This is a genomic window from Nitratireductor sp. GCM10026969, assembly GCF_042660605.1.
Taxonomy (GTDB): domain Bacteria; phylum Pseudomonadota; class Alphaproteobacteria; order Rhizobiales; family Rhizobiaceae; genus Chelativorans.
Window position 1 is genome coordinate 1 of sequence record NZ_JBHSUM010000147.1, and the last position, 10,321, is coordinate 10,321.

General features: G+C 66.5%; 14 protein-coding genes. All 14 read right to left on the minus strand.

Annotation, left to right across the window (positions count from 1 at the left end; all coding sequences use genetic code 11):
• The coding region (fliF, locus tag ACFP9U_RS20510) for a flagellar basal-body MS-ring/collar protein FliF (protein WP_378624302.1) at nucleotides 1–1,549 on the minus strand (1,549 nt) is incomplete at its 3' end.
• Nucleotides 1,550–1,663: 114 nt separating this feature from the next.
• Entirely contained in the window at nucleotides 1,664–2,581 is a 918-nt protein-coding gene (locus tag ACFP9U_RS20515; protein WP_378624304.1) for a flagellin, read from the minus strand.
• 166 nt (nucleotides 2,582–2,747) lie between these two features.
• On the minus strand, nucleotides 2,748–3,485 hold the full coding sequence (gene fliP / locus ACFP9U_RS20520; RefSeq protein ID WP_378624306.1) for a flagellar type III secretion system pore protein FliP: 738 nt from the start codon (nucleotides 3,483–3,485) through the stop codon (nucleotides 2,748–2,750).
• On the minus strand, nucleotides 3,482–3,988 hold the full coding sequence (locus ACFP9U_RS20525) for a flagellar basal body-associated FliL family protein (RefSeq protein ID WP_378624307.1): 507 nt from the start codon (nucleotides 3,986–3,988) through the stop codon (nucleotides 3,482–3,484). The genes fliP and ACFP9U_RS20525 overlap by 4 nt, the downstream gene beginning before the upstream one ends.
• A 14-nt stretch (nucleotides 3,989–4,002) precedes the next feature.
• Nucleotides 4,003–4,722, minus strand: a complete 720-nt coding sequence (gene flgH, locus ACFP9U_RS20530; RefSeq protein ID WP_378624309.1) for a flagellar basal body L-ring protein FlgH — start codon at nucleotides 4,720–4,722, stop codon at nucleotides 4,003–4,005.
• Nucleotides 4,719–5,228, minus strand: a complete 510-nt coding sequence (locus ACFP9U_RS20535) for a MotE family protein (protein ID WP_378624311.1) — start codon at nucleotides 5,226–5,228, stop codon at nucleotides 4,719–4,721. Before ACFP9U_RS20535 ends, flgH begins: the two co-directional genes overlap by 4 nt.
• A gap of 9 nt (nucleotides 5,229–5,237) precedes the next feature.
• Complete coding sequence (locus ACFP9U_RS20540; RefSeq protein WP_378624312.1) at nucleotides 5,238–6,341, minus strand: flagellar basal body P-ring protein FlgI; 1,104 nt, start codon at nucleotides 6,339–6,341, stop codon at nucleotides 5,238–5,240.
• Nucleotides 6,338–6,811 carry a flagellar basal body P-ring formation chaperone FlgA gene (gene flgA / locus ACFP9U_RS20545; protein WP_378624314.1) on the minus strand — a complete coding sequence of 158 codons (474 nt, stop codon included), beginning with the start codon at nucleotides 6,809–6,811 and terminating at the stop codon, nucleotides 6,338–6,340. The genes ACFP9U_RS20540 and flgA overlap by 4 nt, the downstream gene beginning before the upstream one ends.
• 4 nt (nucleotides 6,812–6,815) lie before the next feature.
• Nucleotides 6,816–7,604, minus strand: coding sequence for a flagellar basal-body rod protein FlgG (gene flgG, locus ACFP9U_RS20550; RefSeq protein WP_322452295.1), 789 nt, complete (start codon nucleotides 7,602–7,604; stop codon nucleotides 6,816–6,818).
• A 12-nt stretch (nucleotides 7,605–7,616) separates the two neighbouring features.
• The gene (locus tag ACFP9U_RS20555) at nucleotides 7,617–7,919 is read right to left on the minus strand and encodes a flagellar hook-basal body complex protein FliE (RefSeq protein ID WP_378624316.1); all 303 of its coding nucleotides are present in this window, start codon (nucleotides 7,917–7,919) and stop codon (nucleotides 7,617–7,619) included.
• Nucleotides 7,916–8,338 (minus strand): flagellar basal body rod protein FlgC, encoded by a 423-nt coding sequence (flgC, locus tag ACFP9U_RS20560; RefSeq protein ID WP_378624317.1) that lies wholly within the window; start codon nucleotides 8,336–8,338, stop codon nucleotides 7,916–7,918. Before flgC ends, ACFP9U_RS20555 begins: the two co-directional genes overlap by 4 nt.
• 4 nt (nucleotides 8,339–8,342) lie before the next feature.
• Complete coding sequence (gene flgB, locus ACFP9U_RS20565; RefSeq protein WP_378624319.1) at nucleotides 8,343–8,720, minus strand: flagellar basal body rod protein FlgB; 378 nt, start codon at nucleotides 8,718–8,720, stop codon at nucleotides 8,343–8,345.
• A gap of 68 nt (nucleotides 8,721–8,788) precedes the next feature.
• Entirely contained in the window at nucleotides 8,789–9,388 is a 600-nt protein-coding gene (locus ACFP9U_RS20570) for a hypothetical protein (protein WP_378624322.1), read from the minus strand.
• The coding region (gene fliI, locus ACFP9U_RS20575) for a flagellum-specific ATP synthase FliI (RefSeq protein WP_378624324.1) at nucleotides 9,378–10,321 on the minus strand (944 nt) is incomplete at its 5' end. The genes fliI and ACFP9U_RS20570, both read right to left, overlap by 11 nt.

Below are 10,321 nucleotides of genomic sequence, written 5' to 3' on the forward strand. Positions count from 1 at the left end.
CCTGCGGGGCGGGCCTGATCTTCAGCGGATAGCCGTCACCCGCCTCCTCCTCGTCGGCGGTTTCCGCATCCGCTCCACCGGCGGCCGGCAGGCGCTGCTCGCCCGAACGGTCGGGCAACGCCGCCTGTGCCTCGTTTTCCACCGCGCCGGCCGTTGCCGGTGCGACGAGCGCAGCCCCCAGAGGCTTCAGGCCGAACCAGGTGACGAGGAAGGCGACCAGGACGAAGGCAGCGGCGTTGATCATGGTGCCGGCGTGCCGGTTCATGAAGGCCATGGGGCCCGCGGGCTGGACCTCGACCCCGTCCAGTCCGTCGATGAACTCGACGGCGGCGACGTTCAAAAGGTCGCCGCGCGCTTCGTCGAAGCCGGTCGCGGAGGCGACGACGGACTGAATTTCGTCGAGCCGCTGACGGATCTCTTCCGGGGCGGCATTCTCGCCCAGAAGTCCGGCGAGCCGGGCCTGATTGACAACGACGGCGATGGAGAGGCGGTTGACCTGGTACCCGTTGCTGGTGGTGGCGATCCGTTTCGTGTTGATCTCGTAATTGGTGGTCTCTTCGCGCCGCTCGCTCTCCTCGGAGGAGCGCGGCAGTTCGCCGGCCGGTGTCTCCTCCTCAGGCAGGTTCTGCAGCACGGTGGTCGGCGTGGCTGCGGTTTCCTGGGTGGCGCTGTCGTTGGAGCGGACGATCTGGACGGAGCGCTCGACACGCGAATCGGGATCGTAGATGACCTCCTCTACCTGGCGCGCATCGGTGTTCACCGTGGCCTTCACGCTGGCACGGAAATTGTCCGGGCCGAGATAGGGGGAAAGCGCGCGGCGGATGTTCTCCTCGATCTGCGATTCCACCGTGCGTTCGATGCCGATCGAGCGCTGGGCGGTGTTGTTGGCCGGGTCGTCGCCGGCGGCAAGCAGCGTGCCGGAGGAGTCGAGCACCGTCACCTTCTCCGTGTTCAGGCCGGGCACGGCGGCAGAGACGAGGTAGCGGATCGAGGCGGCCTTCTCAACACCCTCGATGCCGGCGGTGCGGATGACCACGGAGGCGGAAGGCTCCTGGGCCTCGCGCCGGAAATTGCCGCGCTCCTCCATGACGATGTGCACGCGGGCGGCCTTGATGCCGGCGATCGACTGGATGGTGCGCGCGATCTCGCCTTCGAGCGCGCGCACGCGCGTCACCTCCTGCATGAAGGTGGTGAGTCCCAGCGAGCCGACATTGTCGAACAGCTCATAGCCGGCATTGGTGCTGGTCGGCAGGCCCTTCTCGGCGAGCAGCATGCGCGCCTGGGCCGTCTTGCCGGCCGGCACGAGCACGGCGGTGCCGTCGGAGTTCACGTCGAAGCTGATGCCGGCCTCGCCGAGCACGAGGCCGATCTGGTTCACGTCGGCACGCTCCAGCCCGACATAGAGCGTCTCGTAGGCCGGCTTGTTGAGATAGAGCGCGCCGGTGACGATGACGGCCATCACGAGGGCCAGAACACCTCCCATCATTGCGAGGCGGCGCGGCCCCAGGCTCTTTAGGTTTTCGACGACGGTTCGAAGCTGCTCAGGCAAGTCGACAACGCTCCCAGCGGATTGCCGGGCAAGCCTAGGGCGCGAAGCTTGTGCGAAAATGAAATGGGCCGCGCGGTGCGCGGCCCATCTCCATGATCGGAACGAAGGCTGTCGTCAGCGGAACAGCGACAGGATGTTCTGGGCGTTGGAGTTGGCGATGGAGAGCGCCTGGACGCCCAACTGCTGCTGTACCTGGAGGGCGGACAGACGGGCCGACTCCTCGTTCATATCGGCGTCGACGAGCTGGCCGACACCGCGATCGATCGCATCCGCCAGCTTGGAAACGAAGTCGTTCTGCAGATCGATGCGCGACTTGGCGGCGCCCAGCGAGGACGCACCGGTCGCGATGTCGGCGAGGGCCGTCTCGATCCCGGTCAGCATGTCGTTGAAGTCGGTCTCGTCCAGACCGGCGGCGGTGACGTCGAGCGTCATGACGGAGGCCGTCGCGGCGCCGGCACCGGTGGTCGTGAACTCGGTGTCCAGAATGCCGGCATTGGCACCGCCGCTGTCGATGAGGCGGATGTCGGCGAGCGTGACGTTGATCTCACCGGTCGTGACGGCGCCGGTGGAATCACGGTTGTAGGACGAGATCACGCTGAATTCGGTGGTCGCCGCCGTCGAGTCGGTCGTCAGCAGGCTCGTGCCGGCATAGCTCGCGCCGGCCGTTTCCGTGAGTTGTGCCTGCAGGGCCGTGATCTCGCTCTGGATCTTGGTGCGATCCTCGGAGCTCGAGGTCTTGGCGAGCAGGACCTTCTCCTTGATCTGGTCGACGACGTCCTTGGCCGAATCCATCGCCGTGTAGGCGGTGTCGACCTTGCCGGCGGCCAGGCCGAGCGCGTCCTGGACCACGGAGTTGGCCTTGTTGTCGGAGCGCATGGTGGTGGCGATCGACCAGTAGGCGGCGTTGTCGGACGCCTCGTTCACGCGCAGACCGGTAGAGATGCGCGACTGCGTCGTCGCCATGTCCTTGGAGATGGAGTTGAGGGTCTGCAGCGCGGTCATCGCCGCGGCATTGGTGTTGAGACTTGACATGGGAAAGTGTCCCCGAGTGTGCATGAAAAGGGACATACCGGGCCGGCCGGTAGGGCGGAGGGGCATCATGCCGGTGAGCCTCGTGAAGCTCACTCCGCCCTGCGTTTGGCCTGGCGTTATGGCTGCAATTTCTTACCAAATTGTGAAGGTGCTCGGGCGGTGCGGCTCAGAAGAAGGAGCGCACGAGGCTGCCCACGAGCAGGTTCCAACCGTCGATCAGCACGAAGAACAGGATCTTGAAGGGCAGCGAGACCACGGTCGGCGGCAGCATCATCATGCCCATGGACATGGTGATGGTGGCGACGATCAGGTCGATCACCAGAAAGGGAAGGACGACGAGAAAACCGATCTCGAAACCGCGCCGGATCTCAGAGATCATGAAGGCCGGGATGAGGACGCGCAGGTCCGCGGCTTCGGCTGATGTCTCCACGCCCCCGCGCTCGACCGCGAGATCGGCGAAAAGGGTGTAGTCCTCCTCGCGCACATTGTCGGCCATGAAATCGCGAAAGGGCTCGGTAATGCGTTCCATGGCCACCGATTCGGAGATCTCGTTGTCCATCAGCGGGCGCACCCCCTCGTTCCATGCGCGGTCGAAGGTGGGCGCCATGACATAGAAGGTCATGAAAAGCGCCAGGCTGATGAGGATGAGATTGGCCGGCGTGGTCGGCAAGCCCATGCCGGCGCGCAGGATGGCGAAGGCGATGACGAACCGGGTGAAGCTCGTCACCATGATGAGGATCCCCGGCGCGATCGACAGGACGGTCAGCAGGCCGAAGAGCTGGATGATGTAGCCCACCGTGGTGCCGTCCGCATTGCCGGCGAGCGCCTCGAAATCGAGCGTCTGGGCGGCGGCGGGAACGGTGGCCGCGATCCAGGCGGCAAGGGTGAGCAGGGTGCGCTTCATTCGTAAAGGAATGTCCTGATCAGGATGTCGTCGACGCGACCTTCGCTGCGGATGCGGGCGCGCTCGCGCAGGTCCGCCCTGAGGTGCTGAAAACCGCTCGCGCTTTCGATCTGCCGCAGCTTCACGGTGCGGATATAGGCGAGGATGTCCTGGTGGACCTTTCGCGCGAGCGCAGGGTCCGGCGCGCCGTCGAAAACCGCAGCCAGTTCCATGCGCACCCAGATCTCGGTGGGGTCGGCCAGGTTGGTGGTGATCGGGTCGAGGTCGATCACCGCAGGCGCGGCGACCGAGACCGGGCCTGCCGGTCCATCGTTTCCGCGTGCGGCGGGCTCCTCCTCCTTGATCGTGCCGGGCTCGGAGGCGGGCGCCTGCCTTGCCTCCAGGTAGCCGCCGGTGACCCAGCCCATGCCGACCGCCAGCGCCGTGACGACGATGAGGGCGATAACCTGCAGCACGAGGGGAGGGCCCTTGGCCTTCTGCTTGTCTTCGAGAACCAGTGCCACGCTTTGTCTCTCCGTCAGAAGGGCAGCACCGTGTCGAGGATCTGCTGGCCGTAGGGCGGCTGCTGCACCTCGCTCAAGCGCCCGCGGCCGCCATAGGAAATCCGCGCCTCGGCGATGCGCTCGTAGGAAACGGTGTTGTGCGGGCCGATGTCGGCGGGGCGCACGATGCCGGCGATGGTGAGCACCCGCAGCTCATAGTTCACCCGCACCTCCTGGGTGCCGGAGATCCGCAGATTGCCGTTGGGCAGCTTGTCGGTCACCACGGCAGCGACGACCAGCTTCAGATCCTCGGAACGCTCGGTCCTGCCTTCGGAGTCGGTGGAGGTGCCGGATCCGATCTCGCCCTGGGCCTGGGCATTGCCGCTGGCACTGCCGCTCGGACTGCCGGTGCTGAAGGAGCCAAAGACGCCGAGGTCGCGGGCGGCCTGTCGCGAGCGCATGGATTCGTTTTCAAAACGTGCCTTGTCATTGATCCTGATTTCGACGGTCAGGATGTCGCCGACATGCAACGCTCGCGGATCGGTGAAGAGCCGGCTTTGCCGATCGCTCCAGAGAGAGTAGCGGGCAAGCGGCGGCTCCGTTTCGTTCGGGTAGTGGTAGGCCGGCAGCATGGTGGGTTCGGCGCCTGCACCCACCGGCGACAGCTTCGGCGCCCGGCCCAGCTCCTCGGCCGTCGTGCAGCCGCCCAGCGCAAGTGCGGCGGCAATGAGAGCGGCGCCTGCGGGCGGTCTCATGAAGGATCCTCGGGACGGGCCGCACTGGCGATGATGGTGGTCAGCGTCGCCGCGGACTTGCTGTTCATCTCGTTGAGGATGAGGCCGGCCGTGCGCGGCTCCAGGCGCATCAGGATGGCGGCGGCGAGTTCGACGCGTACTTCCGCCAGGCGTTCGGCGGCCGCATCCGGGCGCATGCTGGAATAGATCTGCACGAGGTCACCCTCGGCGCGGGCGAGGAAGGCATCGCGGCGCGCGAGCCAAGCTTCGTATTCGGCGCGCTTTTCCTCCAGCGCCGCGATGCGGGCGTCGATCTCTCCGCGCAGGCTTTCCAGTTCCTCGGTCTGCAGGATGTAGCGGCGGTCGCGCGCGGCGTCCGCGATGTTCGTACAGAAGCGCTGGACCTCGTCTCCGGTGTCGGCGGCACGGACCGTCCCCGGCGCGAGCAGCACAGCCAGGAGCGCGGCGGAGAGAAACGATTTCCCCGCCCGGTTCGCCGTCTTTGTCATGCGTAAGCGCTTTCGCATGGATCGCTCCTATTGCAGCACGAGTTCGGCCTGCAGCGCACCGGCGGACTTGATGCCCTGCAGGATGGCAATGATGCCGTCGGGCTTCACGCCCAGCCGGTTGAGGCCGGAGACGAGCGTTTGCAGATCGGGTCCGTCGAGCACGGCCACGCGGGCGTCCGGCTGGTCGGCGTCGATGACCGTGTAGGGCTCGATTTCGGTTTCGCCGAATGAGAACGGCTCCGGCTGGACGACGCGCGGCATTTCGGTGACCCGAACCGTGAGCGCCCCGTGGCTGATGCCGACGCGCGAGATTCGCACGTCGTTGCCGATCACCACCGTGCCGGTTCTTTCGTCGACGACCACGCGCGCCGGCGCGTCCGGCTCGACGACGAGGTTTTCAATTTCGGCATAAAAACGGGCGGCGGATATGTTCTTCGGCTTGCGAATGTTGACCGTGCGCGAATCCTGCTCCATCGCCAGCCGCGCCCCGAAACGCTTCTTCGTATAGGCGTTGATCGCGTCGGTGACGCGCACGACCGTGGAGAAGTCAGGATTGCGCAACTGCAGGGTGAGCATCAGCATGTCGTTGAAGGCGGCCTTGACGGTGCGCTCGACGACCGCGCCGTTCGGCACGCGGCCGGCGGTCGGAACGCCTCGGGTCAGGGTCTCGGCCTGGCCCTCGGCGGAGAAGCCCGACACGACGACCGCCCCTTGAGCCACGGCATAGATCTCGCCGTCGGCGGCTCTCAGCGGCGTCATGACGAGCGTGCCGCCGGCAAGCGAGGAAGCGTCGCCGAGGGAGGACACGCTGATGTCGATCCGTGCGCCGGACTGGACGAAGGGCGGCAGATTGGCGGTCACGATGACGGCCGCCACATTCCTGGCGCGCGCCCTGCCGCCCTCGGTGGCGATGCCCAGGTTCTGCAGCATGGCGCGCATGGACTGTTCGGTGTAGGGCGCGTTGCGCAAGCTGTCGCCCGAGCCGTTGAGGCCGATCACCAGGCCGTAGCCGACCAGCTGGTTGTCGCGCGAGGCCTGCAGTTCGGCGAGGTCCTTGATGCGCGAAGCACCCGCCGCGGGCGCGGCGGCGAAAAGAACGATGAGACCGGTGAGCAGCAATCGCCGGATCATGAGGCGCTGACCCTGACCGTGCCGTCGGCCATGACGATGCCGGTGATGACGGCGCCGCTATCCATGTTGCGCAGCTTGATGAGGTCGCCTGCCGCCCCCGATTCCAGCGGCACGGCAGTGAGCGAGATGGTCAGCGCTCCCTCGCTGAAGATGACCGTGACCGCCGTGCCCGGCTCGACCAGATAAGCCTCGCGGACGGAGGAAAGCGGCACCAGGCGCCCTGGCAGCAATGTGCGGCGGGCGACTTTCCCTTCGAGATCCCCGGGCGCGCGGGCAATCGCGGCCATGCCCTTCTGGCGGCGGCGCAGGGTCACCTCGTTGAGCGCATTGGCCGAAACCGTCTCGCCCGGATAGATGACGCGCAGCGGGACGACCACGGTCTCCTGCGCGGCGGCGGAGGCCGTGACAAGGGCGAGGGCGGCGGCGAGCCCTGCAAACCGAAACCGTCTTCCTGCAGATCGGCGGCGCATCGGTCTAGCGTATCGACTGGGTTACGGTGGCGGCCATCTCGTCGGCTGCACGGATGACCTTGGAGTTCATCTCATAGGCGCGCTGGGCGGAAATCAGCTCGGTGATCTCCTTCACCGGATCTACATTGGAGTCTTCCAGATAGCCCTGTTCGATCGTGGCGAAGCCGGGATCGCCCGGCACGCCGACATTGGCGGGGCCGGAGGCAACTGTCTCGCGGAAGAGATTGTTGCCGATGGGCGAAAGGCCGGCCTCGTTGGAGAAGGTGGCAAGCGTGAGCTGACCCAGCTCCTGCAACTCGTTCTGCCCGTCGATGCGGGCGAAGACCTGGCCGGTCTTGTTGACGATGACGTCCACGGCGTCTTCGGGGACGACGATCGCCGGCGTGACGGGGAAGCCGTCGACGGTGACCAGCTCTCCGTTGGCGTTGGTGTTGAAGGCGCCGGCGCGGGTGTAAAGCGGCTCGCCGTCCGCGCCCTCGATCTCGAACCAGCCCTTGCCCACCAGCGCCAGGTCGAACTTGTTGCCGGTGTTGCTGAGGGAACCCTGGATGTGGACGTTGCGCACGGCGGCGGTCTTCACGCCGAGGCCGATGTTTGCGCCTTCGGGGACGACGGCCTGGTTCGCCCGCTCCGGCACGCCCTGCAGCCGCTCGACCTGGTAGAGCAGGTCCGAGAACTCGGCGCGGGCGCGCTTGAATCCGGTGGTGTTGATGTTGGCGATGTTGTTGGCGATCACCTCGAGATTGGTCTGCTGGGCGGTCATGCCGGTGGCGGCGATGGACAGGGCTTTCATGGGCTACTTCCTTCAGATCGCCATGCGGCTGACTTCGAGATAGGCGGTAACGATTTTGTCGCGGATGGCGATCGCCGCCTGGAGCGACTGTTCCGCGCTCATCACCGCGTCGACCACGGCGCGCGTGTCCGCCTCGCCTTCGAGCGCCTGCAGCGAAACGCCTTCGGCTCTCTCGAGGCGTGCTACGGTGCTGGTGGCCAGTTCGCTCACCATCTCGGAGAAGGCGTCACCAGTGGTCGAGCGCACCGTACCCGCTTCCGGCAGGAGAGCCTGCGTGCCGGAAAGGGGTGTTACGTTGCCGAGGCCGGTGATCATGAGCTGCTCCGCAACAGGTCGATGGTCATGGAAATCATCTCGCGCGCCTGCCTCATGCTCTGTAGGTTGGCTTCATAGCCGCGGCCGGCCTCGCGCATGTCGGCGATCTCGACCAGCATGTTCACATTGGGCATCTTGACGTAGCCCGATGCGTCGGCGGCCTCGTGGCCCGGCAGGTATTCCATGGGGAACTCCGTCGGGTCGCGGGCGATGGCCGAGACTTCCACCATCGCTCCCCCGGTGGTGCGGTCCAGTTCGGCGGCGAAGCTGATGGTCTTGCGCCGGTAGGGATCGCCGCCGGGGATGTCGCTGGTCGACTGTGCGTTGGCGAGGTTCTCCGAGACCACGCGCATGCGCTCCGACTGGGCCATGAGGCCGGAGCCGGAAACCTTGAGGGCGGCGGAAAGGGCGTCGCTCATTTCCTCAACTCCTCGCCGTCATCATCATCATGCGGTGGAAGGACTTGACGATGGCCGTGTTGAGCTCGAAGGCGCGGCGGACCTCTCCCGCCTTGATCAGCTCGTCCTCCAACACGACGCTGTTTCCGGAGGGCAGAAGCTTCGGGTCTTCCTGCGCCTCGACAAGAATGGAAGAGGGCGTCGCGCCGGTCTTCTGGTGCACGGCATGGGTCGCCTCCATCGCGACCTTGGTGTTGTCGAGCACGCTTTCGAAGGGCTCGACATCGAGCGCCTTGTAGCCGGGCGTGTTGATATTGGCGATGTTGCCGGACACCGCCGTCTGGCGCACGGACAGCCAGCGCGCCTGCTGCGTGGCAAGATCGAACAGATTGACGGGCTGCATGGCGACTCCCATGAGTTTCGAAGCCGACGATAGGCAGCCAGTCTTGCGTGGGCCTTGCGCCGGCACGGCTAGCGCGACAGCCGGATCTCCTTTTCATCCGAGGTGACCAGCACCCAACTTCCGTCGCGGGTGCCGATCTGCGCGACACGGCTGCCGTCGGGCAGGAGAGATCCGCGCTGGACGATCCAGAAGCCGTCCTCGTCCTCGATCATCGCCCGGCCGTTGCCGGCGTCGATCAGACGGTAGCTCAGCTTGTCGCCGGGGAAGGGCTGTTCGGGAATGTCGTCCGCGTCGAAAGGCGCCTCGGGCACCGTTCCGGTGGGGAGGAAATCGATCCGCGGCATGGCATCGCGCGCCAGGGGGATGCGCTCGTCGGCGAGGGCGGCAAGGGCGGCTACGCCGCCGGGGCCGTCGCGGGACGTGGCTGCGGAAAACCGGAGCGGCCTGACCCCGAAGCTGTCCTGGTTGAAGAAGATGTACCAGGGAAAAAGCGCGCACACCGCCGCCAGGCCGATGCCGCAGCCGGCCACGAGCCAGTCATGGCTGCCGGCCTGCGCAACATGTCCGGACAGGCGGCTGAAGAGGCCCGGCTTTTCCGCGTCTTCCTCGGGCACGTCTTCAACGGATGTTGCATCCGCCAGGACGAGGCCGGCAAGCTTATCCGTCACGGGATGTCTCCTTGGTTTTGAGCCGGGCGGCAAGCTCGGCGAAGGGGTCGGCCGTGGGCGGGTCGCCGGGGCTTTGCTGCAGCGCCTCGTAAATCACCGGCACCTGGCGCACCGCCTGGTCCAGCTCGGGATCGAGCCCTGCCTGGAAGCCGCCCAGAAGGCGGATGTCGCGCGTTTCCTCGAAACGGGCGATCATGGCCTTGAGCCGCTGGATGAGAAGCCGCTTGTCCGGCGTCCAGGCGCGGTCGGCGAGCCGCGAGATGGAGGCGAGCGGATCGACGGGCGGGTAGCGCCCCTGCTCGGCGATTGCCCGGTCCAGCACCACGTGGCCGTCGAGGATGCCGCGCACGCAGTCGGCGACGGGATCGTTGTGGTCGTCTCCGTCGACGAGGACGGAGAGAATGGCAGTGATGGAGCCCTGGCCGTTTTCGCCGGGACCGGCGCGCTCAAGGAGTTTCGGCAGATCGGTGAAGACCGAGGCGGGATAGCCGCGCGCCACCGGCGGTTCGCCGGCGCCGATGGCGACCTGGCGGGCGGCATGCGCGTAGCGCGTCACCGAATCGAGGATCAGCAGCACCCTTTCGCCACGGTCGCGGAAGCATTCGGCCACGCGCATGGCGGTGTCGGCAGCGCGGCGGCGCATCATGGCCGTCTCGTCACTGGTTGCGATCACGGCGACGGTCTTTGCCATGCTCTTTTCGCCGATCGTGTCTTCCAGGAATTCCCGCACCTCGCGGCCGCGCTCGCCGACCATGGCGACGACGACGGTATCGAAGGCCTCGGCCTTCGCCAGCATGGCGAGCAGTGTTGACTTGCCCACCCCCGAGCCGGCGAAGACACCCATGCGCTGGCCGTGGCAGAGCGGGGTGAAGAGATCGATCGCGCGGACGCCCGTCATGAACGGCCGGGTGATGCGCTGCCGGCGCAGGGCGG

Excerpts from the sequence above, each read along its gene's own strand:
- ACFP9U_RS20535 (WP_378624311.1), bottom strand. The coding sequence starts at position 5,228 with ATGCGAAAGCGCTTACGCATGACAAAGACGGCGAACCGGGCGGGGAAA.
- flgB (WP_378624319.1), bottom strand. The coding sequence starts at position 8,720 with ATGCAGCCCGTCAATCTGTTCGATCTTGCCACGCAGCAGGCGCGCTGG.
- flgA (WP_378624314.1), bottom strand. The coding sequence starts at position 6,811 with ATGCGCCGCCGATCTGCAGGAAGACGGTTTCGGTTTGCAGGGCTCGCC.
- flgG (WP_322452295.1), bottom strand. The coding sequence starts at position 7,604 with ATGAAAGCCCTGTCCATCGCCGCCACCGGCATGACCGCCCAGCAGACC.
- fliP (WP_378624306.1), bottom strand. The coding sequence starts at position 3,485 with ATGAAGCGCACCCTGCTCACCCTTGCCGCCTGGATCGCGGCCACCGTT.
- ACFP9U_RS20515 (WP_378624304.1), bottom strand. The coding sequence starts at position 2,581 with ATGTCAAGTCTCAACACCAATGCCGCGGCGATGACCGCGCTGCAGACC.
- flgH (WP_378624309.1), bottom strand. The coding sequence starts at position 4,722 with ATGAGACCGCCCGCAGGCGCCGCTCTCATTGCCGCCGCACTTGCGCTG.
- ACFP9U_RS20540 (WP_378624312.1), bottom strand. The coding sequence starts at position 6,341 with ATGATCCGGCGATTGCTGCTCACCGGTCTCATCGTTCTTTTCGCCGCC.
- ACFP9U_RS20555 (WP_378624316.1), bottom strand. The coding sequence starts at position 7,919 with ATGATCACCGGCCTCGGCAACGTAACACCCCTTTCCGGCACGCAGGCT.
- flgC (WP_378624317.1), bottom strand. The coding sequence starts at position 8,338 with ATGAGCGACGCCCTTTCCGCCGCCCTCAAGGTTTCCGGCTCCGGCCTC.